Origin of the sequence: Anabaena sp. PCC 7938 (assembly GCF_049315035.1) — a bacterium.
Taxonomy (GTDB): domain Bacteria; phylum Cyanobacteriota; class Cyanobacteriia; order Cyanobacteriales; family Nostocaceae; genus Anabaena; species Anabaena cylindrica.
In genome coordinates this window covers 31,067-56,926 of record NZ_CP186039.1, presented here as the reverse complement: position 1 = coordinate 56,926, position 25,860 = coordinate 31,067, and the positions used below count along the sequence as shown (strand labels likewise).

17 protein-coding genes and 1 CRISPR repeat array are annotated in these 25,860 nt (G+C 37.4%); of the genes, 6 read left to right on the top strand and 11 right to left on the bottom strand.

The window, feature by feature from the left end:
• Positions 1-82 precede the first annotated feature (82 nt).
• Entirely contained in the window at positions 83-1,030 is a 948-nt protein-coding gene (locus ACOWPH_RS30230; protein WP_015217582.1) for a hypothetical protein, read from the top strand.
• Positions 1,031-1,090: 60 nt separating this feature from the next.
• On the opposite strand, the gene cas3 is transcribed toward ACOWPH_RS30230, so the two are convergent.
• The 9 genes from cas3 to ACOWPH_RS30185 form a co-directional block, all read right to left on the bottom strand.
• Positions 1,091-3,130 (bottom strand): CRISPR-associated helicase Cas3', encoded by a 2,040-nt coding sequence (cas3, locus tag ACOWPH_RS30225; protein WP_081593764.1) that lies wholly within the window; start codon positions 3,128-3,130, stop codon positions 1,091-1,093.
• Complete coding sequence (locus ACOWPH_RS30220) at positions 3,111-3,752, bottom strand: DEAD/DEAH box helicase (protein ID WP_242043111.1); 642 nt, start codon at positions 3,750-3,752, stop codon at positions 3,111-3,113. Before ACOWPH_RS30220 ends, cas3 begins: the two co-directional genes overlap by 20 nt.
• A 109-nt stretch (positions 3,753-3,861) precedes the next feature.
• Positions 3,862-6,351 carry a TIGR03986 family type III CRISPR-associated RAMP protein gene (locus ACOWPH_RS30215; RefSeq protein ID WP_015217581.1) on the bottom strand — a complete coding sequence of 830 codons (2,490 nt, stop codon included), beginning with the start codon at positions 6,349-6,351 and terminating at the stop codon, positions 3,862-3,864.
• Positions 6,341-6,946, bottom strand: coding sequence for a type III-D CRISPR-associated protein Csx19 (gene csx19 / locus ACOWPH_RS30210; protein ID WP_015217580.1), 606 nt, complete (start codon positions 6,944-6,946; stop codon positions 6,341-6,343). The genes ACOWPH_RS30215 and csx19 overlap by 11 nt, the downstream gene beginning before the upstream one ends.
• A complete protein-coding gene (locus tag ACOWPH_RS30205) occupies positions 6,943-8,487 on the bottom strand; it encodes an RAMP superfamily CRISPR-associated protein (protein ID WP_015217579.1) in 1,545 nt (514 codons plus the stop codon). Before ACOWPH_RS30205 ends, csx19 begins: the two co-directional genes overlap by 4 nt.
• Entirely contained in the window at positions 8,480-10,126 is a 1,647-nt protein-coding gene (locus ACOWPH_RS30200; RefSeq protein ID WP_015217578.1) for an RAMP superfamily CRISPR-associated protein, read from the bottom strand. The genes ACOWPH_RS30205 and ACOWPH_RS30200 overlap by 8 nt, the downstream gene beginning before the upstream one ends.
• Positions 10,123-10,815, bottom strand: coding sequence for an RAMP superfamily CRISPR-associated protein (locus ACOWPH_RS30195; RefSeq protein WP_015217577.1), 693 nt, complete (start codon positions 10,813-10,815; stop codon positions 10,123-10,125). The genes ACOWPH_RS30200 and ACOWPH_RS30195 overlap by 4 nt, the downstream gene beginning before the upstream one ends.
• Positions 10,778-12,451: a Cas10/Cmr2 second palm domain-containing protein gene (locus tag ACOWPH_RS30190; protein ID WP_015217576.1), complete on the bottom strand. Its 1,674-nt coding sequence runs from the start codon at positions 12,449-12,451 to the stop codon at positions 10,778-10,780. Before ACOWPH_RS30190 ends, ACOWPH_RS30195 begins: the two co-directional genes overlap by 38 nt.
• A gap of 8 nt (positions 12,452-12,459) precedes the next feature.
• The gene (locus tag ACOWPH_RS30185) at positions 12,460-13,746 is read right to left on the bottom strand and encodes a Card1-like endonuclease domain-containing protein (protein ID WP_015217575.1); all 1,287 of its coding nucleotides are present in this window, start codon (positions 13,744-13,746) and stop codon (positions 12,460-12,462) included.
• Positions 13,747-13,862: 116 nt separating this feature from the next.
• Here ACOWPH_RS30185 and ACOWPH_RS30180 point away from each other — a divergent pair, with 116 nt between their 5' ends.
• From ACOWPH_RS30180 to cas6, 3 genes are all read left to right on the top strand, one after another.
• On the top strand, positions 13,863-15,290 hold the full coding sequence (locus ACOWPH_RS30180) for a TIGR03985 family CRISPR-associated protein (RefSeq protein ID WP_015217574.1): 1,428 nt from the start codon (positions 13,863-13,865) through the stop codon (positions 15,288-15,290).
• Positions 15,291-15,420: 130 nt separating this feature from the next.
• Entirely contained in the window at positions 15,421-16,260 is an 840-nt protein-coding gene (locus ACOWPH_RS30175; protein WP_311381507.1) for a TIGR03985 family CRISPR-associated protein, read from the top strand.
• Between the two features lie 284 nt (positions 16,261-16,544).
• Positions 16,545-19,472: direct repeats of the CRISPR family, unit length 37 nt; unit sequence GTTTCGATATAACTAATCCCCGCAAGGGGACTGAAAC.
• A 43-nt stretch (positions 19,473-19,515) separates the two neighbouring features.
• Positions 19,516-20,646: a CRISPR-associated endoribonuclease Cas6 gene (gene cas6, locus ACOWPH_RS30170; protein WP_015217573.1), complete on the top strand. Its 1,131-nt coding sequence runs from the start codon at positions 19,516-19,518 to the stop codon at positions 20,644-20,646.
• 50 nt (positions 20,647-20,696) lie between these two features.
• Here cas6 and ACOWPH_RS30165 read toward each other — a convergent pair whose 3' ends face one another.
• Both ACOWPH_RS30165 and ACOWPH_RS30160 read right to left on the bottom strand, forming a co-directional pair.
• Positions 20,697-20,891, bottom strand: coding sequence for a hypothetical protein (locus ACOWPH_RS30165; protein ID WP_015217572.1), 195 nt, complete (start codon positions 20,889-20,891; stop codon positions 20,697-20,699).
• Between the two features lie 480 nt (positions 20,892-21,371).
• On the bottom strand, positions 21,372-22,034 hold the full coding sequence (locus ACOWPH_RS30160; RefSeq protein ID WP_015217571.1) for an acetoacetate decarboxylase family protein: 663 nt from the start codon (positions 22,032-22,034) through the stop codon (positions 21,372-21,374).
• Between the two features lie 338 nt (positions 22,035-22,372).
• Between ACOWPH_RS30160 and ACOWPH_RS30155 the strand changes: the two genes are divergently transcribed.
• Both ACOWPH_RS30155 and dnaN read left to right on the top strand, forming a co-directional pair.
• Positions 22,373-23,770: an ATP-dependent DNA helicase gene (locus ACOWPH_RS30155; protein WP_015217570.1), complete on the top strand. Its 1,398-nt coding sequence runs from the start codon at positions 22,373-22,375 to the stop codon at positions 23,768-23,770.
• 487 nt (positions 23,771-24,257) lie between these two features.
• Entirely contained in the window at positions 24,258-25,712 is a 1,455-nt protein-coding gene (gene dnaN, locus ACOWPH_RS30150) for a DNA polymerase III subunit beta (RefSeq protein ID WP_015217569.1), read from the top strand.
• Positions 25,713-25,860 lie beyond the last annotated feature (148 nt).

The following is a 25,860-nucleotide window of genomic DNA, read 5'->3' as shown; positions in this document are numbered from 1 at the left end:
TAGCTGGAAGAGGGGTATTCCAATAAACGGCATTGTAGAAAAAAGACGCTAAGATATCTTTGACATCTGCCTAAAAACAACTGTGAGTGAAGTAAAAGCCGATTATGATGGTGCTTGGAAGGAAGGGGTAGAAAAATACTTTGAGGCGTTTTTAACATTCTTCTTTCCCCAGATTTACAGCGAAATTGACTGGACACGGGGTTATGAGTTTCTTGACCAAGAACTCCAGCAATTGATGAGAGAATCGGAAGTTGGTAAGCAATTTGTTGATAAACTAATTAAAGTTTGGCTAAATGATGGTAAAGAAACCTGGTTAATAATCCATCTAGAAATCCAAAGTCAAGTAGATACTGGTTTTCCTAAACGGATGTTTTCCTATCATTACAGAATTTTTGACCGTTATGGTCAAGAAGTTGTTAGCTTGGCTATTTTGGGAGATAATCAAGCAAGTTGGCGACCTCAAGAATACAGTTATGAACGTTGGGGATGTCGGTTAAGTCTTCAATTTCCTACTGTAAAATTACTGGATTATCAACCTCGTTGGTCAGAATTAGAACAAAGTGATAATCCTTTTGCTGTATTGGTAATGGCGCACCTACGTACACAAGCTACAACTAAAAATTTAACAGGACGTTTGCAGTGGAAATTAAGTTTAGTTAAGCGGATGTATGAGTTAGGATATAGTAGGGAGAAAATTCTTCAGTTATTCGATTTGATTGATAGACTGATGACTTTACCACCGGATCTGGATTTGAATTTCAAAACTGAATTGAAGCAGTTTGAGGATGACAAAAAAATGGCATACATAACAAGTATAGAGCGTTTAGGAATAGCGCAAACACTCCAGAAATCTATTGTTAAAATCATCAAAACTAGATTTCAAGATGCTCCTTCTCAATTAGTGGAACAAATCAATAAAATTTATGACCATGAACGACTCAATCAGTTATTAGAACAGGCAATTACTATAGGTTCTGTTCCTGATTTCCAAGAACTATTAACTCAGGAAAATACAGGTACAGATAGTTAATCATGATTAATGTAGAGATGTTGTAGATAAACTCTCTACATGAAAATTAAACTTGTAAAGTTAAAGTTGCACTGAGCGTTGATCACACAGTCGTAAAGCCCTAACTACCAGCAAGTAGAGATGAAAATACTCAAATTCATCAGCAGTATTTAACTGATTCAAGTCAAACTCTTTTTTAATTGGGTAGATACTTTTGCTTAAATTTGCTGGTGTTAATGGTAAAATTTGACTTAGGAAGCGTGTCATACTTTGCCAACTTTGGGCGATCGCTCTTTGTGCTTCTGGATGTAATTCTATAGTTTTTATTTTAGTTATATCTGCTATACTCCAACCACCAGCCCAAGCAGAATGATGACGACCAGCAGCCATAATCACTGTATGACAGATATACTGAATCTGTTCGTTATCAGCCTCAAAATAATCACGTAATACTGGTACTAAAGATTGTTTGAGAATATCCCTGGCTAGGAATGCACTTTCAACAGCGTGGTTAGGACGCTTGTGTTTCTTTTCATGATCTTTGAGTGCTGTTTTTTGGTCTTTATCGTCTGGGTTATAGTCAGTGTGTGCCAGTAAATGTTGTTTGGGGTTTTGACCGTGGAATGAAGAATGAGCGATCGCTTGCCAACCCCGCATTACTTGTTGCCACTTAATTTGTAGTTTACCCAGGTCATGGGTAAAGATAGCGAAAAATACCAATATTTCAAATAACGCTGCTGCTTCTGACTCTTGGATATGGGGAAAAATCTTGTTTTTAATTAATTTTGTACCTGCTGGTAATAGTTCATTCCTGATACTATTATAAATCGTTGATTCAGCTTCACCGTTTTTCAAACGCAAGGTTTTAAATGGTTTATGCCAACAAGTCCACATACAACCCAAATGCCCAATATATGTATCCATATTATAACGGTATTCACTGGCGATTGTGCGCTGTGGTTTTGGTGGTGAAATAAAACCATTACCAAATTCATTAATGCCAATCAATAATCCAATATTTTCATCATAATAAATAAAGCGGGGATTAACTAAAATCTTGATGCTGTTAATTAATGAATCACGGGATTTGATTTCTGTACAGACAGGTTGACTATAGGTTTCTGCTTTGTCTTTGGGTGCTTCAATTCGTTTAAAAATCCAATCTGTTCCAAATTCTAAGTTTTTGGAATCTCGCCAAACTTTGCACAGTGTAGAGACAGGAACAGAAAAAGCCATTAATTTGCGGGGGTCTATTGGTTCTTCCTCAAAGTCAATAAATCCGGTTTCTTCCCAGACAAATAAACTCCGACTATCAACTGACCGAATTAACTCACTGGCAAAAGATTGATCACCCCTAAAAAAAGCTGCTTCAAAATGCTGCTCAAACTGCATTTGATTATTTTGTCGGCGTTGCTGTTGGAGTAAATCCTCTGTAGTATGAACCTGATTTATCCAATTTTCTTCTGTGCGAAATCCGACATTTTCATTAACTTGATTTGACTCAGTATGTGTTTGTAATACTTGCCATGTTGATTCACAAGTTTCTCTAGGATATGGCAGAAAACTTTGTTTTTTATCGGTACTTTCTGTTTCTGGTTCTAAATCTGCTTCTGCAAGGGTAGAATAAGCTTGGTTAACTTCTATGGTGCGATAAACCAAAACTTGACCCTGTTCATCTTGGAATCTTGCACAACGTCCTGCCCTTTGTAATAATGAGTTCATGGGACAAAGTTGACTGTGCATAACTTGGCAGGTAATATTAATTCCTGCTTCAATTACTTGAGTAGATATTAGAACATAACAAGTACCGTCATCTTGCCAATTTTCAGCAAAGGTTTCTTTTAAGAACGTTTCTTTTTGGGCGCGATGTTCTGGTAAAAATCTGGAGTGCAGCAGGGTAAGATTTAGGGTTTCATCATGATTCAATTCTCGTAAATCTCTATATAAACCCTGCGCTTGAGAAACGGTATTACAAATAATTATAACTCGTTTTCGTTGATTGGTGTGTATATCTGCGATAATTTCTAAGGCATTAAGAGGATGAGATTTTGCTTGAAATATCCGACGACGTTTACCTTCAATCGCTTGTAAATCAGTATCTTCAATTTGAATTATTTCCATTGTCTATTAAACCTTGAATTTGCGTAGCCAGTTCATTGGTTAATGTGGCGGTCATTAACAGAAATGGGGAAATACCTTTGACTTGTTGTAAAACCTTGAGAACGGTGGTAAAAGAACGGTCTGGATCAAGTAAATGCAGTTCATCAAATACTAGATAAGATGCGAATATTGCCCCAGAGTTGACGTTAGCTGAACCCCGACCAACTGAGTAGGGAATATTCAAGAAACTGCTTAACATTTGGTCAATGGTGCAGAAGACTATATCACCTTCAAAACGGGGGTCTTCTGGGTTTTCTCCTGTTTGTAGGGTGACGACTGGACAAGGGATATTTTGAGTTTGTGACCAGCGTTGAACGAGTGTTTCTGTTCTTTGTCGCAGACTGTTGGCTAAGGTGCGTAGGGGGACGACGTAGATTAGTTTATTGGGGAAGTCGAGGTTGAGGGTTTTTGCAAAGAGAAAAGGGGCGATCGCTGTTTCGGTTTTCCCTGAACCTGTGGGGGCGCGGAGGAGGATGTTTTGACGGTGGAGGAGTTTAGCGATCGCTTCTCGTTGGAAGTTGCGTGGGGGAAAGGTGGTTAGGGTTTGGAAGTGTGCATCTATCATCAAGTGCGGTAGGTTCAAGAAGTTTTGTTTTTAAACATACCACATGGTTGGAAGAGGGGTTTTCCGAAAAGTGAAATCTGATTTCTGAAGAATTTCTTGAAAATTGAAATTATCAATGATGGTAAAACTAATCAAGTAATTGAATATTTTTAATCTCACCATTATCTCTTAAAGCAGTGATTTTGACTTTAACCATTTGTCCTTCCTGTAAATACTTAGCTTTTTTGTGTTCTTCTGTAGTTCGCTTAACTCCTTCTAAAAATTCATAAGTAACTTTAATAACACTGATTTTTACAACCTTTGCCTCTAAGACTTGACCAACCTGAAATTCTTGAGATGCTTTAGATTTAGTAATTTCATTTTGGCGGGATGACTTTAAATTATCTAAATTTAGGGTTTGATGTCTTCCATTGTCTGACATATCCATTACTTGAAATGGAGTTGGTAGTATCAGACGGCATTTATACTCATTAACTGTTTTATCATCTTCCTTAACAGGCTGACAGATGTAGTCATTTGTTGTTATGTCTCGTTCTATTTCCATGTATCGTGTTCTATTTACAGGTGGAAAAATATCCCATCTCAGCATAGTTAGTAACATTTTGATACGCGGTACATCCTTTAGCTTCAATTTTTCATAATCTTGTTTGTCTGGATAATCTTGGCGAAAGTCAGCTTCACTAATGCGCGTAGTTACATATTCCTCAAACTTCTGAATACATTCTTTATGCTCATCATAAGTAGCAGGGCGATCGCCACTTAACCAGTTACTATCATCAAATAGCTGTGTGTATCGCTGCTTAGGTTCATTACGATATCGTTCATTAAGAGAAAGTTCATATTTTTCAATCATTACTGCACCCATACCTAATGACTTTCCCATACCAAGGGAAAGCCGATATTTTTCTTTGCCATCAAGACTAAGTAATTGGAGTTTTTTCACATCTTTGACTGAAAGAGTTAACACCCATAAAAGCGCACCCAGTTCCACATCACTGAGATTCTCAAAATAAATGGTGAACTCAAAAGAAACTCCTGATTGAATTGGCTTAATTTCCGTGTACTGGGATTGTTTATCTTTAATTTCAGCTTCACTTGCTTTGGTTTTAATTCTGTCTATGCCTATATTTCCCTTATGCCAATATAGTTTATGTCCCCGAATTACTGTTTCTTGATTGGGTTGACTAGCATAGTGCTTCAGGCTTTTCTTTTCGTGGCTTTTTTGGACTAAGTAGTGCTGAAATGTTGTTGATTTAGGAGTAGCCAGAATTTGTGGTGTAATGGTGTCATCAGTCAGCCAGATACCATTTTCTTCACTTTTATATTGAGCATCACTGAAAAATATACGTCCAGCACGAGATTTTTCCTGTTTTTCTTTTTTATTTTCATCAGAACCTTGTTTTTTGTTCTCGTTTTTACGCCTAACAAAGCCAAAAATGGCATCAGCTAGATCAATTTTTTTAGATTCACCTACTTCTTCAGGAATAAAATCAACTGCTGATGCGGCTTTACCATCATTTTGGGGAGAGTAGGGAATGCGAAAGTTAGGACTTTGACCAAATAAAGTTACTGTTGACTGTCGATTTTGTGGTTCACAATAAAAAACAGGTCTAGGTTCTTCATTGTCTAAATATTTTAAAAAACCCATACTTTCATGGAAAGTATTTTTATAATTCTGCTTAAATGGCTTTCCTTTTTGAAAGTCTGTCAATGCGTTACGGTAATCTCTTATTGCATCTTCACTAATTGGAATTGAAACAGCTGAATTATCAGATTGCAAAACTATATAGTGAAACTTACGTCCTTCCTTACGGCGAAGTAGGCGTTTGCGTTCCGCTTCCGTTGTTTTGCTGTTATCTAGCATATTACCGCTAGTAACAAGCCAGCCTTTGTATTCATAAATATCACAATTTTCACTAATCTTTAGAGATTCTCCTACTCCCTCATAGCTAATTTTGAGATACTGAGGTAGGTAATTAGCTTTTTCCATAGTGATTAGAGAAGGAAGATAAACTTTTATATCTTCTTCTTTCACTCGAATAAATGATTTACCCAAGTGGTTTTTAATAGCTGGGCGAATGAACCATTTACCATCTCTTTTTTCTAGATACCCTGCGCTGACATTTCCAGCTAACTTACCAACAGCATTTGTATATCTTTCTGCTAGGGGATCGTCACTATCAGCAGCAACCGCACGGAAGAAAAATGTTGAAGCATCTGATACTCTTTGAATCTTGCCAAAGCTAACAATTTCAACTAGAGTTCTCACCATTCCACGCAAACTGCTACCAGGCAAAACGGGATACTGTTTTGAAGGATACTGAAAGAATTCAGCCTTTTTTTTGCGTTGTTCTGGTGTTAGTTCTTCGTTCGGTTTATCTCCAAAATCTGCAAAATCAGCAGGTGTTAAAGCACAACGAATATATAAAGGTGATTCAGTTTTTAAGGTACATACAATTTTGCCAGTGTGCCGATCAGAATAGTAGCGGTTGTTATCGCGTAATTTACCATTACATTCAAGTTTTGCTTCAACTACTTTTTCTGGTATCTCTACAAAGTTATAAGGAGCAACTGCTTTACGGTCATCAGGCACTTTTTCTAGATGTTTAGGATTCATAAATTTTTTCTTTGAGAGATACAAGACGACTGAGAAAAATCCGAGCTACTCCATCTTGGTCATAACAAAAATAGTGATGTACTTCTAGTCGAAGTGGACGATACTGTTTCTGTTTATCCTGGCTAACAGTCATGCCTGTGATGGGAGCAGCATATTTAAGACCCTGAGATCCATCTGAAAGTAAGGTAAAATTACCGTTTTCTTTTCCCTGAGTACCCCAAAGAATTTGTGATTCTGGTATTAAACCTATTTTTTCTTGTTTCAGTAATTCTGATACTTGGCTTTGTAAAATTAGCCGCGATCGCCATGTGCTATTACTATTCCATAGTAAGATTTCACCAGCTTCTCCAAATATACGGCATTGTTGTAATGTTGACAGACGTAATGCAGGAAAATCATACTCAGGAAAAGCTTGATTAGAAGTTTTTAAAATGCCACTTTCTACTTCAAAATTTCCCCAGATAACTCCATCTTCTGCATGAGCTAATACGTAGCATAACTGATAATCTTGAGTAATCGCCTGTTGCTTTAACCAATTTTCAAGCGATTTTTCAATTGTTTCTGTTGAAAGTTCCTGACACAAATCCTGATTCATGGTGCTTGCTCCAAAAACTTTTTAACAACCTCTTCCATTTGTTCTTTCTCCTGCTTACTGACTAGTAATTTCTGGTTTTCTTCAGAGATTAACCACTTGTGTTGTTGCCAAACTATAGTTGCTTCAACGCCCTGCAAACGTCCTCTCCCTATACTGCTAGTACCACCTATTGGTAAATCACCCGTCCATAAATCTTTAAGCAGCAGCAGAAGTAACCCAATTTCATATTCCTTTGGTTGACGTAGTTCTAGTTCTAGTTTTATATGTGCTGTGTGATTACTTGTATTACTACTTTTTGTAGACTTACCTTTAACTTTATTATTTTTTTGATTATCCTCTTTTTTAGAAATACCAAAAACAGGCTGTTCCTGAAACAATGCTCCGTTATATGCTCCGCCTGTAAAACGGTCAATAGCAATTCGGCTTTGTACAATTTCATCTGTATTTTCTATCAAGCTTTCATGAATAACTAAACGACTAGCCTTTGCTTGTTTACTTTCTTCTTTAACAAAGCCAAATAGGTCATACACAATTTGTAAATTCTTATCTAAAGTATTCACTATTCTCTCGGCTCTATGCCACAGCACTCCTGCTAAACTTGTACCAGAAACAACTGGCTCAGGTTTGTCTTTTCTATAGGAGTGCAAATGCACCACATCGGGAGAACATTTGTTTTGAATTAAATATTGACCAGAGCGAATGAGTAAGGGGCTGGCTAATTGAAATTTGGCAGTGATGAAGAGGCGATCGCGCTTATCTGGCTTATCTACCTTTAGCTTCTGGAGGTGTGTATTACTCAATAGTTTGTCGCTTGGTAATTTAGTAGCATAAGGTTTACCCCAAGGTCTTTCAAATGTTAACCAAGCAATGCGCTCGCTATGTTTAGTTAAATCAAATTCCCAAACTTGCCACTCATCTACATGACAGCGACCAAAACCCCGTCGCTTTTTCATTCCAATAGCAATTTCACCATTCTTTAACCCTTCTAAAGCTAAAGCAAGTGCTTGTTTTAATTCATTCTCATCTTTATCTTTTTCAATTAACAACTCAAAGTTCAAAGAAAACTTAGTCCCTGCTGGCAAGAGTTCCAAGTCGTATTTTGCCTTGTCAGACGCAGTACCAGTTGCACCATCTATTTTGACTCCATCTCGTATTTCAACATTGTGAATAGTGCTACCTATTGCATCATGAATAATTAAAGGACTTTGAGTATCTTTTTCTCTTAATGCAATTTTTTCTGCTTCATTTTTATTCCTTTCATCCTTGTAAGCAAATAAATCACCAAACAGTTTTGCAGCTATATTATCACGGCTTTCATTTTTTGCGTAATCACACTCATATTCATGTAAATAATTGCGTAAAGCCCCAGCTATTGATGAACCTGTTAGTAAAGGATTATCACTAATACTGTCAAGCAACAGCATCATATCCGTAGTACCCTCAGCATCACCACTTCCCAAACAAGTTGGTGTATCCAGAACCAAAACACCGCGCACGATGATGCGCTTAATAATATGTCGTCCTTCCCGTTCTCTATTCATCTTGTTTATCCTTTACTGCTTGTTTGGCAACTGCAATAATTAGCCGTAGCGTGTATTCTAGCTTCAGTTTTTCAACTAAATCTAATAGAACTGATTCACCAGCAACCTTAACTTCTAAATAGCTTGAATCTATCCAAGTATTTGGGTTATTTAACCATTCGTAAATCTGTGTTTTGAAAGATTGTTTATGATTAATTTTTGTGCCTTCAAATTGCCTATTGGCATTTTTGGGTAAATTTTCCAGTAATTTAATAACTGGATTTTTATTTTCCTCATTTAAAGCTTGTCTACATACAATCATTAATCGCGAAAGTTGGCTATGGCTAAGTCTGTTCGGTTCGAGTTTACAATTAGAATTATTAAGTTTCTTTAAAATTAGGCTATCTAGCTTTTGTTCCAATAATCTCTTCGCCATCTTTTGAGCTAGTTGACTGTCTTCTGAATTGGGGACTAGTTGTGGTTTATCCCAGTTAGTTTCTCTTTTTGGTAAACAAGCATTAAATATTGCTTCTTCCTCCAGCCAATTAATAGTAATTCGTCCAAAACCATCAACCCGCCTTTCACCAATACCTTGATTTTCTACTAAACGAATTTTTTCTGAATCTAGTTCTCCATCTTGTTTATTATACTTAAATACAAAAACACTACCTGCTGCTAAAGCTGGTACTTGGGGTAAAGGTAATCCCCATTTACGGTTAAATCCCCCAACAATAAGACTACTGGTATAACTAGATTGTGGTTCTAACTTTATATCTAGTAATTCTTCTAATATCTGAGTTAATGACTCAACTTTTTGATTAATTTCATCTCCTGTTGAATTTGGTGGCGTGGCAACATAATGACCCCATTTGTCGCGTAAAATTAGATCACTGAGAAGAGTAATACGGATTAGTTCTCTGTCGTTACGGTCTTCAGCCTCAATTCCCACTTCGTCCCAATAATCATACTCTTCATCCTCTTCTATAGGAATAATCTGAGTATGTCCATATCCCGCACTTTGAGAACCGCCTAACCACATTTCTTGTGGTTCTAGTAACGGCTTAATTTTTTCTATATCGTCAGGATTGTCACAGAGAATTACAGCCTGGAAATATTGTTCAGCATCTAAAGCCTCATAGCGAAATATTGCGCCCTTGCCTTCATCACCTCTGCCTTTTTTGCGATTTCGCATATTATGAATATTGATGCGTCGCTTTTCTTTGTAAAGCAATACATCTTGATCATTTACAGTGCAAAAACCCTCATCTAGTGATTTGTATGAAATATCTTCTTCTGGTGATTCGTAACTGAAATCATAAACAGTTGTATCGTCTGAATCGGAAATTTCATCACCCTTTTTCTTTAACCAAGAGCAGGGTACAGGTAGAGTGCGATTTTGTTTTTCTGTATCGTACAAATAAGCATTTAAATATCGGGTATTACCATTAAAGAATAAACGCTTTATATCTGGATATTTTGATTCATCTAAAATATCATCTGTACTTTTTAAACTGTGACGTTGGAGATAGCGACTAATCAACACTCCCCGAATCATGCTACCTGGAATATAAGGAAAAGATACATCACTGTTCGGGTCTCCCTGAAGCGAAGTTGCTAACAATGGTTGTTTAGTGTGTAGTAAAAAAGTAATTGCTTTCATTTCCTGGTTTCCTGCTCAAAATAACGAAAATGCTCTTGAGTAATTTCTTCACCAATTGAGTCATGTAGCGTGCAACGAACATGACCCCGACCCCGGTTACGTCCGCTACCAACTCTTTGCAGTGCTAATATGCTAACTGCTAAGAGTGCTAACATATCTGCTGCTGGTTTTTTTTCAAATAACAATGGTGCGGTAAAACATAAATCTCGCAAAATAACCCGACTAGAGCGTAAGCTATGTTCAACTGGTGCGCCATCTTCAGGGTCAATAGCAGTTTGACGGCGAATAGTGGTAAGAGAAGTAAGAACGTCTACTTCTGTGAATCTTCGTTCCTGACCTCTGCTTTCTCTTTGCTGTTCTTGGTCAAGTTGAAGTTTTACAGCCTTTCGCAAGTCTTGGGGTAAACAAGCATCACCAACGTGCATCTTAGAAATAGTTTCTAGGGTGCTACCAGGTATACCAAATAAATGTTCGGCGGCTTTTTGCCAACGGGAAGGCGGTGGTTCAGAAAGCACAGCAATCAAATTGTCGCATTCTTCACTCAACAAGCCTTTTAAAGTACGTCCACGTAAGTAGGGAAATCCGTTAGCGTCATGCTCTACTTCTTGATCGATTAAACCTGCTACTCCATCACCACGCCCAAAGGTTGTATCACTCAAAAGTAGCATTTTCAGATAATAAATCTCCATCGCTTTTCTCCTTTAAAGGAATGTGAAATTCCATTGCTTCAATAGCATCAAAATAGCCACAGACTTTCGTATTTGTTCTGTGATCAATCCAACCAGATTGATACAGGTCGTCAGATTTTGCTTTGCCAAATTGGGGTAAATAGTTCTCATTTAAACCATAAACCTGTAAAAATTGTTTGGTTTTTTCTGAACCTTGCCGTAACTGTTCTCGCAAAGCTATCACTTTATTACGGCTCCAGTCTGAGTCTGTGTTAAATTTATTAACCACTTCAGAAAAATCATCCCAATTGCGCCAATCACTATCAGAGTGTAAGTACAAAGGTCGCATGGTAAGATTTCCTTCAGCAACTTGATATTCTCGTTGACGGATATCGCTGATTGAACCTAACAGTCCGCTAGGAGCAATGTGCCAGTCAAGTGCAGAAAAATCTAATATTTTAAGTTCTTCTTTTTCAGAACGCACAAAGTTTTTAGCTTTTTTGCAAAGCGATTCACTTAATTGATATGCTCTGGCAAATGGATAATGTGTTTTGACAATTGCTATTCCTACACAGGCTGTTAAATCTTTTCCATCTGCTACTTTTTGAGCTTCAAATTCCTTCAGGTAAAGTGCTGCTAACGATAATCCTAAGCGTCCATCACATACAAACGTAACGTCATCACCACCATAAACTATTGGACGAAAAGGCAGATACTTTTCCCCATTTCTTTCTGTAATTGCAAACTGCTCCTGTAATTTACCATCTGCTAAGTGGATAACTCTTTGGGCAACTTTTTTTAAAGCATTAACACCTGCCTGATTCACAGTTTTAGATAGTTCACGCATGGCAGTAATATACTCACGGTCCGTTTTACATTTCCTACCATGTTCTTTAAAGCGATCGCCCATCCCGTTACCATCAGCGTGAACTATAGCCATGTAACTAATTTTACCCTCAGTCCGACCTAAATCATCGATATCATAAGGGACTATATAATTGCCTAGCGGCAAATTTTTAAATATAGTATCGTTTAGTTCTTGATTCGCTGGAGCTTTATTTTTAGGGTCAACGGCTCTAAGCTTTTCAACGATTTCTCTGGAGACTGGATAGCTAGTGGGTACACTGTAGCGATCGCTAGTATCTACAGCAGATAATCCAGTAGAAAGACAGTTAGCTGTAACTCCCAGACCTAGCAAAGGGACAGAAGGATTATATTCGCGTTTTTTTCGCTCTAATTTCTTCATCAAACTATCAACAATTCCTGATAGTTTGTTTCCCCACTCGAAGGGTTCACTGTGAGCTACTACAATTTTTAAGCCTGGTGCTTCTTGCAATACTCTTTTGCTCAATCTTTTAGTAAATCTAATAGCACTTTTTTTATCTTCTCTGCCTTTGAAAAGAATAACTGCATTACCACCTCCGGTATAGACTAATTCAGCATCAAGATTATCGTGTTCAATACATTTTTCTTCTTGTTCCGGTTCAGGAATATACACATTTTCTCCAAATATTTGGCGTAAAGCGCACTTAACCCAACCATTTGTTGCTTGTTCTACTAAATACGATGCACCTATATTTTCTCGTAAACGATTACTGCCAAAAATATATGGTTGTATTCCTGTTGTATCAATTACAGTTGCTATGTATTTACTCATGACACATCTTAAAGTATTGGGCTATTATCATGAATCCACTGCTGCATTTTTTTGACAAATTTATCAGGTTTCAAGTCTGGAGAGCCAAAAACTACAATTTTTTTATCTCTTATAGTAGCTTCTAAATCACGCTTTACTCTCTCAGGATTATTATGAAAACAAACTAATCCTACTCGCGCTTCATCTCCACCTAGTTGTCTGGCTCTTAAGTGAGCTTCAAATAGCTTTTGTTTACAAGTGGATTTATCACCAGCAGTGGTACAGGACAAGGCAAATAGCTGATAATCTCGCATGAAAGCAACATCAAATTCAAACCTATCGTACCTATCATCTCTATTGTTTGGATCGTCAATATGAAAAGACATTGCACTTTCATGAATAGAGAGGAAATTTGCAGATATATTTTTGATCTGATGTAGAACATAATGTTCAAGCCAAACGCCACTTAACCAAGCACAAAAATCGCTTAATTCACCAAATCCTTGGTTTTTAGATGCTTGCATATCTAGTTCGCCTTTTGAATTTAACATTTGATACTGATGCAAAATGTTTTTGATATTCTCTGGCGCTCCATCTAAAGTAATTCCAGATATCTTCATAAGTTCTGTTTCAGGATACCAGAAACCATATTTATCTTTAGTTTGAGGATGTAGTTGAGTTTTACACCATTTCCACCATTGTTCTGCTGTATTATCTGTATTTCTTGGAGTAACAGATAAATAAGCATTAAGAAACTCCTGTGCAGCATCATGTAGAACTGGTTTAGGATTAGGCCGTTTGTTTTTTTTCCAAGGCAACTCGTGCAAATTAAAAAGTTCTTCTAATTTGACTTGGATTTTTATTATTTCACTTTTTGGAGTATCATCTTCTCGTTCTATTAGCATTTGTAAACTTCGCGCATCTAGATAACTAAATACAGGGTTGCTAACTTCTGATATATCAAATAAAGCACGATAGCTATGTACAGACATCGCTTTTGTCCCACCTGTATAATTCAAACCAAAAGTATGATTTGGATGCTTTTTTAAAATATTTTTTACTTCGGTTTGAATTTTGTCTTGAATAACACAGGAGTTAGCCTCTTGTCTGCCCAATGAAATTGGTTTGACATTTACAGCCTTTAACATTCTTTCCAAAGAAGCAGCTTTACTAGTTGTATCTGTACTGTGTACTAAGTAAACAGTACCACCATCTTTCAGCAGTATTTGGGCTGTAATGTAGTTAGGTAAAGGATTTTCACCTATCAACAAAAACAGATGGTCAACTTTGTACTTATCTAATTCAGATATACTCATAATCTTTAATGTATCCTTTTATCAAAATTTCTGTTACCAGTATACATAGCATCGGAAATACCCCTTTCCAATACCTGCTAAATTAGAAAGCGCACATAATAACCTATTTATCCTCCGTGAATATACTTTTTACTACTACTCCATCACCCAACATCTTACAGCAGTTAGCCAATGGATCTCTGGATCAAGGTCACAACCTCACTCGTGCTATTAGGCTGTGGGTATTGTTACATTGGTTATATAGTGATCAAGGACAAGCTGCTATTGGTGACACCTTTACTTACACTGACTGGCGACAAGCTTTCTTTACCAAAACCCACAAGGATGAAAAACAAACCGATATCATTAACCATCAAGACCCTGACTGTGCTTGTCTCAAAACCACCCGACAATGGTTAGTAGAATTGGAAGTATCTATAGATGAATGGCAAAATTCTTTACAACAACATATACCAGTATATAATTCTGATTTAGAAAAACTTGTAGAAGAAATCCTCAAGGAACGCTTATTTGCTCAAGTTCGCAAATCACTTCAAAGCGACTTAGATTTATTAGTCAGTAAAAACTGCTTGCAACGAGTAGATAATGTTCCTGGTAGAAGCAAATATTACCGTCGAGTAGATGTATTACCACTTTCTACTACATCAGACAATTGTGGGTATGAAACAAGTTTAAGTAATAAAAAACAAGCCTATTTAGCTGGAACGTTGGGGATGTTTAGTTTTCTTGACCCTAGTTTACCATTACTAGCCGAAGAAATCTCTGAAGAGGAAATAGATGAAGACAATCATCGAGTTTTTTTATATGCTGATTATGTAGTACCTGAATCAAGTCCAATACAAGATGCAGTAGATGAAATTCAAAGTGATTTACAGGATATTTGGGATTCAGGAAAAATTCAACCTTTACTTTTAACTTATCATAGCGCCCATCAAAATCAAATTTATGAATGTGTTGTTTATCCAGTTTGCATCTACTTCATGGAACGCGCTAAATATCTATGTGCCTATGGTAAAACCCCTAAAGGTGATATTAACTGGTACAAATATCGTTTAGATAGAATAATTTCCCAGCGATTAGAAATTTTAGATTGGGAAGACAATCGTATTCCCCAACTATTAAGAGACAAATATAAAGAGAATCAACTACCAACTCCTAAAACAGTAAATATGAAATTAAAAGATGCTTGGGGGTGTGATTTTTATAAAGAAAAAACATTGATGATATTGCGCTTTGAAAAAAACTTCCATCAAAATTACATCCAAGGAATCAACATCCACCAAACATTTAGAGCTATTAACTATGAAAAGGCAAAAATACTAATTAGACAAAACACACCCAATTCACTACATCAGCATATTTTACCAATTCTTGATTCTCGCTCAAATCATGATGCTTATTACCAGGTTTATTATCGAAATACCGATTATTATGTAATTAGATGGTTACGAGCTTTAGGATCAAAAGTTGAAGTCTTACTACCTTGGGAATTAAGACAAGAAATGCTGCTAGAACTCCAAAATACTTGGAATTTGTATAAATAGGTAATTTAGAGTCATATTTGGCGAAACTCGTCGTTCCTTACAAGCAGATTTACAAATTTTAGAAGAATTAGGTTGGCTAGAAATTCGAGAATAAAAATATCATCGAGTCAAATATTTACCTTCTCGTCCCATAACCACCAAACATAATAGTAACGAATTACATTTTCTCAATCAAGAAGATTTAGCAGAAATTGCTCAGAATCTCTCTCAACAAATTGGTGGTGTCCAGCGGTTCTTTTTTAAATTAGATTATGTTGTTACTGCTATAGACGAAGTTGAAAATTGGCAGGATGAACTCCGAAAACTCTGGTCACAAACCCCAGTTCCACCAATCAGTTTAATTTATAATAGTGCCAGACTAAGAGAATCTGTAAAATGTTTGGTTTATCCAGTCTGTATTTACTATGTGCAACGTGCAGTTTATTTGTGCGCTTTTGGCGAAAGTCCTGATAAAAAAACAGATTGGTATAACTTTCGTTTAGATAGAATTGAAAATATTACACCAATTGAATGGAAAAATCCTGCCATTCCCAAGACTTTACAACAGCGTTATCACCAGAGGCATTTACCAAAACCAGAAGAGATAGAATTGCAAATGGATAAAGCATTAGGGTTTGATTTTTATTTAGAATCTCGACTGATGCTGCTACGATTTGAACGAGATTATCATGACCGCTACATTCAGGATACCTCTCGGCATGAAACATTTAACTTGATTAGCTACGAAAAAGCTAAAAGCTTGATTAAAAACTCTGAAGTTAATTCAGAACAAAAGGCAGAATTATTAAAGGTTATGGCAAATCGTTCCCCAAAAGATGCTTATTACAGCCTTCAATATCGACATGGGGATAATAACGTAACTATGCGCTTACGAGCTTGGCGACCAAAAGTAGAAATTTTGTTACCTTATGATTTAAGACAGAAAGTTAAAGCCGATATTATCAAGGAAATAGGGCTTTATCAGATATAATTGACTAAATTGGTCAATTTAACACTTAAATATTTGTAATACAGTAAATCTTGACAAGTAACTTGCTAAATTTTACACTTAATATAAGGATAAATTTGGCAGACCTAGAGCGGGGTCAAAAACCCTGGAGATCCGCCAAATCGCCAGAACCTTGATAATTGAATACTTTCAGCGTTTCATTAGTTTCAGTAGGCAGTTAACCCAAAGCCGGAAATGAGGTTTTTTGAGAGGTCTGCCAAAATCCCCCCTACAGTCTGCTCCTAGACTGTGTTTCAGATGGCGGGGTTTCGATATAACTAATCCCCGCAAGGGGACTGAAACACCTCTTCTGGCTTTAAAACGTTACTATTTTCTAGGTTTCGATATAACTAATCCCCGCAAGGGGACTGAAACATTAACCTTAAAATCTGTTGCATCTGTCCAGTGAATGTTTCGATATAACTAATCCCCGCAAGGGGACTGAAACTCATCTATAGACACAAAATTCGAGGCTATGTAAGACTCTAGTTTCGATATAACTAATCCCCGCAAGGGGACTGAAACAAATAGCCGGATTCGGAAAAGTTTGGCACAACTTCAAGTTTCGATATAACTAATCCCCGCAAGGGGACTGAAACGTGATAGGCTTGGTTGTTCCAGGGAAAGGGAACACTGTTTCGATATAACTAATCCCCGCAAGGGGACTGAAACTCAACGGTATATACCCAGTCTCGTTGCACCTTAAAAGTTTCGATATAACTAATCCCCGCAAGGGGACTGAAACGGCTTTTATATTGCCTAAGATGTTTTTGTAAGCTACGTTTCGATATAACTAATCCCCGCAAGGGGACTGAAACATTAATAAGTTTTTCTTTAGCGATCGCTTGACCGGTTCGAGAGTTTCGATATAACTAATCCCCGCAAGGGGACTGAAACTGACAATGAAACGGAACAAAAAACCTTTGTTGAAAGTTTCGATATAACTAATCCCCGCAAGGGGACTGAAACTAGATGTTATAAATTCTATTTCTAATTTAAGAAAAAGTTTCGATATAACTAATCCCCGCAAGGGGACTGAAACATGATTTTATGAATTTCTTTTAAGATTCCCTGTAAAGTTTCGATATAACTAATCCCCGCAAGGGGACTGAAACATCCAAAAGTCTGGAGACTCAATTATGTCGTCTACAGGTTTCGATATAACTAATCCCCGCAAGGGGACTGAAACTTCATCTCTATCCCAATACCAGACAGTTGCAACAATAGTTTCGATATAACTAATCCCCGCAAGGGGACTGAAACATAGTTCAGTTTTTTGGCAGCTTCTTTTAATGGAATGTTTCGATATAACTAATCCCCGCAAGGGGACTGAAACACTGCTAGTACCTATCTAGCATAACCTGTAACAGGTTGTTTCGATATAACTAATCCCCGCAAGGGGACTGAAACATAGCATCGGAGTTGAATAATATGAATTTTGCCTTGTTTCGATATAACTAATCCCCGCAAGGGGACTGAAACAAGATTAAACTCCCCTTTGCTATCAAACCTTATCTGGGTTTCGATATAACTAATCCCCGCAAGGGGACTGAAACACCAGTCGATGTACCAGACTTTTTTACAGACTAGATAGTTTCGATATAACTAATCCCCGCAAGGGGACTGAAACCAGTCAAGATTTGATAAGACTCGATTGGAGATAGGTTTCGATATAACTAATCCCCGCAAGGGGACTGAAACTTAGCATTGATCCAAAAACCTAACCCTAGATAAGTTAGCCCCCGTTTCGATATAACTAATCCCCGCAAGGGGACTGAAACATCCCTACACAGGTTATCAGCAATTATGATTTTCATCAGGTTTCGATATAACTAATCCCCGCAAGGGGACTGAAACGTTTTAAAGTTGAAGATACCCTTAATTTAATTGAGGTTGATGGTTTCGATATAACTAATCCCCGCAAGGGGACTGAAACATTTATCAATCAAAACTGAACCTCGACAATTTAATGAAGTTTCGATATAACTAATCCCCGCAAGGGGACTGAAACCTGCCCCTTGTCCGATTCCTGGCAGCTATCAAATTGAGTTTCGATATAACTAATCCCCGCAAGGGGACTGAAACTCTCCTAGATATAAGTACAGATTCTGGTAGTTTAGTTGTTTCGATATAACTAATCCCCGCAAGGGGACTGAAACAAAGGAGTATCGTCTACATTAAAGCATTAAAGTTATATCGTTTCGATATAACTAATCCCCGCAAGGGGACTGAAACTTAAGAGCAGTTTGTGTGGTAGCCATGATTTTTTTTAGTTTCGATATAACTAATCCCCGCAAGGGGACTGAAACCCTTTAATCGCGGCCGGAGTTGTAAAAGCTCAGAAGTTTCGATATAACTAATCCCCGCAAGGGGACTGAAACTTGCACCCCACTTACCAGGCACTAAGGTCAAATAGTTTCGATATAACTAATCCCCGCAAGGGGACTGAAACTTTATTTGTGGAGTTTAGGAATATCAGTTATTGGTTTCGATATAACTAATCCCCGCAAGGGGACTGAAACTTCATATTTCTTGCCTTCGCGATCGCAATAATTTGTTTCGATATAACTAATCCCCGCAAGGGGACTGAAACACATCTGAAGGAATTTCTAGCTTCTCAGAAGCTACGCCCAAGTTTCGATATAACTAATCCCCGCAAGGGGACTGAAACCAACAAAACAAAAGGTATCTATATTGTAGGATGTCTTGCCAAGTTTCGATATAACTAATCCCCGCAAGGGGACTGAAACATTATTTGTGATGAAGCCCACGAGACTTGCTGGATATCAGTGTTTCGATATAACTAATCCCCGCAAGGGGACTGAAACGTTTCTTGTGAACAAAAATATCCCACGATTCACTATCGAGTTTCGATATAACTAATCCCCGCAAGGGGACTGAAACCATTTCCAACGATAAATAAATGGATCTAAATTATGTTTCGATATAACTAATCCCCGCAAGGGGACTGAAACATGGAAAAACAAAGTAAGGAATAGTAGGAGTAAGGTTTCGATATAACTAATCCCCGCAAGGGGACTGAAACTTTTCCAGATAATCTCTTTACGTTCTAGTTCTTGTCTATGTTTCGATATAACTAATCCCCGCAAGGGGACTGAAACTCACTTACCACACATACCGCACTCGCAGCGCGTATGTTTCGATATAACTAATCCCCGCAAGGGGACTGAAACAGAGTAAAATACTGAGCATAAGATCATGTAGCATCAAAAAAAAATGCCAAGAGTAGCTACATCTAGCAAACGCAAAACCCCATCACAAAACACCTCTCTAGTATGGGCTGATGATACTGAATTAGTTGGTTTAGTCTTTGACCTAGAAGTAACCAATTCCACATCGCTATACTCGCAATATACCATTGGACTTCATGCTTGGTTTCTAGATCAAGTTCGCCAAATTAACCCAACCCTTTCAGCATATCTGCATGATGGCGAATCAGAAAAACCCTTTAACATTTCTGCCCTCGAAGGTCAATTAGTTCCCACTGGTAAACAACTGCAACTGCAAGCAAATCACATTTATCGTTGGCATCTTAACGCCATTTCTCAACCAGTAGTTCAGTTCTTGAGTCAGTGGTTAAACCAACCTCCAACTATTCTGACATTAAGAGATGCTTCCTTACAAATAAAACAGATAAGTATTGTCCATCCACCAAATACTTATAGCCTACTACTACAATCATCTACAGGAAAACACACAAACATTAATCTGAGTTTTATTTCTCCTACAAGTTTTCGTCGCAAAGGACATCATTTCCCTCTTCCAGTTCCCGTCAATCTTTTCCATAGTTACCTCAGACGCTGGAATGATTTTTCAGGAATGCCCATAGAACAAGATGCTTTTCTGAACTGGATAGATGAAAACGTTATCATTCACAAGCATAGTTTAGAATCAGTGAAAGTTGCAGCTGGCAAACGTGGTTCAGTGACTGGTTTTACAGGGGTAATTTCTTTGGGTTTAAGTAAAAGTGCTTTAGCCAATATTGAATTTACCCAATTATTTTATGCCTTGATTCAACTTGCTCCCTACTGTGGAACAGGCCATAAAACTACTTTTGGACTAGGACAAACCTGTTTGGATTGGGTAGAACCAGAATCAAATACATCTTCTGGAATGTTAACAAACTTGCTCCCAGAACGCATTGAGGAATTAACAGCAATATTCACAGCACAACGCAAACGTACAGGGGGCGATCGCACCGAAAAAATTGCTACAACTTGGGCAACGATTTTAGCACGGCGGGAAATGGGAGAATCTTTACAGGTAATAGCCCAAGACTTAGAAATACCTTACACTACAGCAAAAACCTACGTCAAATTAGCTCGTCGGACGCTGAAAGATACCTAATCAATACCCAAATCGGCGATCGCTATCCCCTAAGAATGCACTACCAAAAATCAATAACCCTGATAAACCCATTCACGCCCTGCCTTCTCTGCTGCTTCTGGGGTGTAGTAAAGTTTGCGCTCACCGAATAATACCTCACAACCAGAACTGATTAACCGGAACTGCCAACAATCGGATTCAGAGTAGAATACCAATAGGACAAGATCATTTATACTAATAAGTAAATGAACTTTGGTAGTAGACATATTGCATAGTTTTAGCTGTCTACTTTAATCAAAGCATACTTATATAAAAATTGATATTATGCCCAAAATTTTAGAGTGCAATAGCTACGCGAACGCCGTAGGCATCGCCGCCCTCTCTATGCTCACCCCAGTAGCAGCAGAGAGTAATACCACCCTAGACATAAGTAGCACCAGTGACAGGGTGTCAACTGACGTATAGAGCGACTCCTAGATCGGTAAATAGAGTTATGCCGATCTATCCACAATGCTACGCGGGTAACTGTTTTGACCGTCATCCGGGTTTTGATGCTGTCGATTTAAAACGGCATCTCCCTCATGCTTACGAGAGTGTAAACTATTTATCCCCTATTAATATTTCTATTTAAACGGTAACAGTGAAATCTTGGTTGCCAAATTGCCGATTTATAGTGTCAGCTTTTCAAAATGGTTACATCACAATACCTCTCTGCTTTATAAAGGTTTCCGCTCCCGTATTAACAATTAACTATAACTCAAATTAATAACTTCATTGCCAAGTAATTTGGGTACACCAGCCACTAATTCTAACTTTTGTAAGTTTAGAGTTAACCAAGGCTGACCTAAACTTAAAGAAGCAAAAGGGCTATGTTGGGGAATTTCTAAATTAGCTTTTAATAAGCTAATTTGAGACTTAAAATTATTTTGAAAATATAGCAACTCAGAACCTAAACCGCCAAAAGCATTACCTTTAAATTCTTGTTGCCACCATGTAGATAAGCTCAAAAAGTCTTTTTTATAAGACAGTTGGTATAACTCCCTTTGATTTTGTTTGACACTAACCTTACCGTGATTATCCCCACTAAATTCAGCCAGTTCTTTGGGTAATCCCCAAATTTCTCTTCCTCCAGCTACGGAATCTTCATTATCTACATAAATATGGGAAATCCAAGCACCAATATATCCTTGATAGCGTACAAAAGCCGGAACTACAATCAATTCATTGTATTCCAATAAAGAACCAGCTTCATAGGAAGATATATAAGTTCCTGCCAGAGTTTTACCGGGTAAAAAGGAAACAATTTCTAATTCGGAGGGAACAAAAGGAACAGCTTGCTTGATATCAACTAAGTGCAAGGTTTGAATGGCATAGCCTTCAAGTTTCCAAGGAGCAGTTGGATATGTCATCTTTCTGGAAAATGCTTACGTCTTTTATTTTAATCTCTGATGCCACTTCATCTCTATTTCCCAGGTATCATATCATCAACGGTTAAATACTTATTATCATTAGGGAACCGCATGGAAGCAGGGTGCTTTCTTTCAGGGGGAAAAAGAATTTTTGGATTTCTGCACAAACAATTTATATCGCAAGTGCTGAAGGTGAGACATGATATCACTCCCCAAATTAATTGCTTCAGAAAGACTTACCTCTGACTTCTCTTGCACCCTTACTAAATATTTATTTGATACTAAAAAGAGTGTTGTTTTGAATTAACCAAACAGCTAACGCTGCATTGAGTGGATCAATGAATGGAATTAACGAAGCGATTATGCTCCAAACTCTTCCTACTTTCCTGACCACAAATTCTTTTCCATTTCAATTTACCCAACAGCAGCAAAAAGCTTTGGATAAAATGTGGACTTTTATACAACCAACTGTCACTGCTGCATTATTTCTGCTCGTAGGATTTGCTGGGACAGGAAAATCAACTATAATTTTCCAACTCGTTAAAGTTCTGGTGGCGACAGGTAAACGAGTTGTCCTAACTGCACCTACTAATAAAGCTGTAGGTGTCCTGCAACGAATGGCGGCAGAAAATGGAGTAACTGGCGTAGAGTTCTTTACTATTCACCAATTACTAGGACTAGGAATGGTGACTAGAGGTAAAGAGAAAATACTTGACCAAATAGGACCCTGTTACATCAACTTATTTGATGTTGTCTTTATTGATGAATGTTCCATGATTGGTAAACAACTGTGGCACTGGATTGAAAATGTGGCTAATCAATCATCTACCTGGACAAAAATCAAAATTATTCTCATGGGCGACCCTGCCCAATTAAATCCAGTCAATGAAAGAAAATCCCCTAGTTTTCAAGTAGCAAATAAAGCAGTATTGACTCAAGTTGTCCGCCAAGGAATTGATAGTCCATTGCTGGAGTTTGTCACGGCTTCTCGTTATGCAGTAACTAAAAGTAAACTACCATTTGCACCATTTTCTAAATATCTACCTGATAAAAGTAACGGGGCGCTGATAGTTAAACGGCAAACTTTACTGCGGTATGCCTACAAAAAGATATCTCAAAAATTTGCTCATAATCCAGATTGTTTCCGTATTTTATCTTGGACTAATGCTCAAGTTGACTTTTATAATCAACAGATTCGTAGATATTTATATGGTGAGAATGCCAACCGATTTATCTCTGGAGAACGATTAATTACTAAAGACCCAATTATGGCTCCTGATGGAAAAACTGCGATTCTTTCCACATCTACAGAATTTACGGTTTTAGATGTCTTGGAAGACCGTTATAACAACTATGATAGTTGGAGATTGAAAGTAGAAACAGATGAGGGAATTGTGCGTCAAATCTACGTTCTACATGAAGATGAAGAAAAGCGATTTCACCAAGAAACGCAACGCTTGCTCAAAAGTGCCAAGCGTAATCCCTTTCTCTGGAAGCAATACTATAAACATTTAGAGCAGTTTGCTAATATCAGAAACTGCTTTGCATTAACTGTTCACAATAGTCAAGGTAGCACTTTCTTAGAAGCAGGTATTGATGGTCAAGATTTGAGTAAGCGGCTGAATCGAGAACGCGGAGATGATAGTAAAGCAGTCCTAGCTAAAATTAAGGAGTTTAATCGGTTGTATTATGTTTCTAGTTCACGGGCTAGACAAAGGATTTTGGTAATCCGGTAATCTATAGGCGGCTAATTAGCTCAACTCAAATATCAGGAAATCGTTGAAACTGGATGATAATTGTCTGCATTTTTCAATCAGACAATAAAAAATATTATAGCGGTATGCCATCAGGTACAAAAATATCCTCTAAAAGTTTCAGGGTTATTTCATTCTAAATTTCAGCACCGAATTTAGGTGTTCTTCGCCGTCGTCAGATAAAACCCCTAAAGCCTCAAACGACGTATTCTCATAAATACATAAAATGTCAAATCTTAGAATGAAACAGCCCTGCTAAAAGTTTTGTTGCAGAAAGATCATCAATTTTTCAACGAGCAACTACCGCTATATCCATTTTTTTATCATTAGTAATTGTTTAAATTCCCCCTATTTTTAAGAATAAATCAAGGGGTTCAACAATAAAATTGATTCATACATTCACAGATTCACAACTTTTATTTCTGCTACCGCAGTCTTCTAGTAATGACGCAAACAGAGATAAATGATTATGACTCAAACAGCACCGAAACAAAAGGTGAACTCTACAAAGCAGACAAAACAAACAAGTGTTGCTACTCCTGAAATAGACAATGAAGTATCAACAAATATCACAGAAATACCTGGAGTTAAAAAGAAGAAATCTACATCTGCAAACTCTGAAACACCAACTGAACCCATCCAAAAGAAGGGGAATAAGCGAAAAAAATCCAAATCAAAGTTAAACCCGCCAATACCCAAAGAATTAGGCATGGAGGTAATATGTGAACAAACTAAATTTTACAATGCCCTCTTTTTAGTGAATTGTGCCACTCCAGCTAAACCTAGCCATCCTATTCTTGCCAATGTCCTCATTATTGCAGATGTGGAAACACAACAGATACATCTAACTGTCACAGATATAGCATTAACAATTCAAGCCAGTTTTGCCGCCCAAGTGTTATTAAAGGGTGAAATTACTGTACCAGTGGCAATGCTATTAGAAATAGTCAAGCATTGTCCTAGCGATAATATATCCTTGAATAGTCAAACTCAGATGACACAGATGACAGATGAGAATAAGCCCACAAAAATCTACTCTCTGTGCTTATCTGATGCCGATGGTAAATATGAAATTAGAGGTATTAGTGCTGAGGAATTTCCGCCTACCAACATAATTGATGCTACTCCTATTTCTCTGCCAACAACAGTTTTCAAAGATGGTTTGAAAGGTGTGCTTTATGCGGTCAGCACGGATGAAAATAAATATATTGTAACTGGAGTTCATATCCAATTTGCACAGGAGAAGTTAAAGTTTATTGGTACTGATGGACATCGAGTTGCTATTACTGAAGTTTCCACTCAAGGAATTGGCAGAAAACCTCGTCAACAAGTTACATCAGAGGAAATGATTAAATTTACTCTTCCTGGTCGTGTGGTAAGAGAAATAGCGCGTAACTTAGGTGATGATGTAAAATCCATAAGTATGCTGTATAACAGCCAAAGTAATCGCTTAGAGTTTGCTTGGCAAGATGTCGTTCTTAGCTGTCAAATTCTGGAAGGAATTTATCCTGATTGTGAGCAATTATTAACTAAATTCAGCTTTGAGAAAGAAGTAATTTTAGAAAAAGCACCGTTAGTTAAAGCACTGGAACGGTTATCTGTGTTAACAGATAAGAAAGAGAAAGGAATTTACTTACAATTTGATGGCAGTTTACAGCAGTTACGGTTATCCATTGAACGAGAATTTGGCAAAGGTGATCAGGTGATTGTTGCAAATTTACCATCAGAAATGATGTTGAATATCCAGTTTAATCTCAAGTATTTGATAGAAGCTGCTAAAGCTATTCCTGGTACGAGTATCAAAATGCACTTACAGCAATCGGATCATCCGGCTATGTTAGTTCCTGATGGAGATAGACCAAATCCAGAAGTGGAAATGTCTATGCGTCATTTCTTACTACCGTTATATACTCCACAGCAGTAAATAAAATATGGCGTTGTTCCCTTTGTAGAATGAATGGCTACAAACATTGAAACTTTGTTTGCTAATAAGTCTCAAACTATTGTGGAGGAAGTACACCAAATAGCCAAAAACATCAGCAAAATCGGATACACCCCAAACTCCTAAAAGT

What these genes read in the sequence shown, in the direction of transcription:
- cas3 (WP_081593764.1), bottom strand. Translation starts at nt 3,130, where the DNA reads ATGGAAATAATTCAAATTGAAGATACTGATTTACAAGCGATTGAAGGT.
- ACOWPH_RS30215 (WP_015217581.1), bottom strand. Translation starts at nt 6,351, where the DNA reads ATGAATCCTAAACATCTAGAAAAAGTGCCTGATGACCGTAAAGCAGTT.
- csx19 (WP_015217580.1), bottom strand. Translation starts at nt 6,946, where the DNA reads ATGAATCAGGATTTGTGTCAGGAACTTTCAACAGAAACAATTGAAAAA.
- ACOWPH_RS30205 (WP_015217579.1), bottom strand. Translation starts at nt 8,487, where the DNA reads ATGAATAGAGAACGGGAAGGACGACATATTATTAAGCGCATCATCGTG.
- ACOWPH_RS30200 (WP_015217578.1), bottom strand. Translation starts at nt 10,126, where the DNA reads ATGAAAGCAATTACTTTTTTACTACACACTAAACAACCATTGTTAGCA.
- ACOWPH_RS30195 (WP_015217577.1), bottom strand. Translation starts at nt 10,815, where the DNA reads ATGGAGATTTATTATCTGAAAATGCTACTTTTGAGTGATACAACCTTT.
- ACOWPH_RS30190 (WP_015217576.1), bottom strand. Translation starts at nt 12,451, where the DNA reads ATGAGTAAATACATAGCAACTGTAATTGATACAACAGGAATACAACCA.
- ACOWPH_RS30185 (WP_015217575.1), bottom strand. Translation starts at nt 13,746, where the DNA reads ATGAGTATATCTGAATTAGATAAGTACAAAGTTGACCATCTGTTTTTG.
- cas6 (WP_015217573.1), top strand. Translation starts at nt 19,516, where the DNA reads ATGCCAAGAGTAGCTACATCTAGCAAACGCAAAACCCCATCACAAAAC.
- ACOWPH_RS30165 (WP_015217572.1), bottom strand. Translation starts at nt 20,891, where the DNA reads ATGTCTACTACCAAAGTTCATTTACTTATTAGTATAAATGATCTTGTC.
- ACOWPH_RS30160 (WP_015217571.1), bottom strand. Translation starts at nt 22,034, where the DNA reads ATGACATATCCAACTGCTCCTTGGAAACTTGAAGGCTATGCCATTCAA.
- ACOWPH_RS30155 (WP_015217570.1), top strand. Translation starts at nt 22,373, where the DNA reads ATGAATGGAATTAACGAAGCGATTATGCTCCAAACTCTTCCTACTTTC.
- dnaN (WP_015217569.1), top strand. Translation starts at nt 24,258, where the DNA reads ATGACTCAAACAGCACCGAAACAAAAGGTGAACTCTACAAAGCAGACA.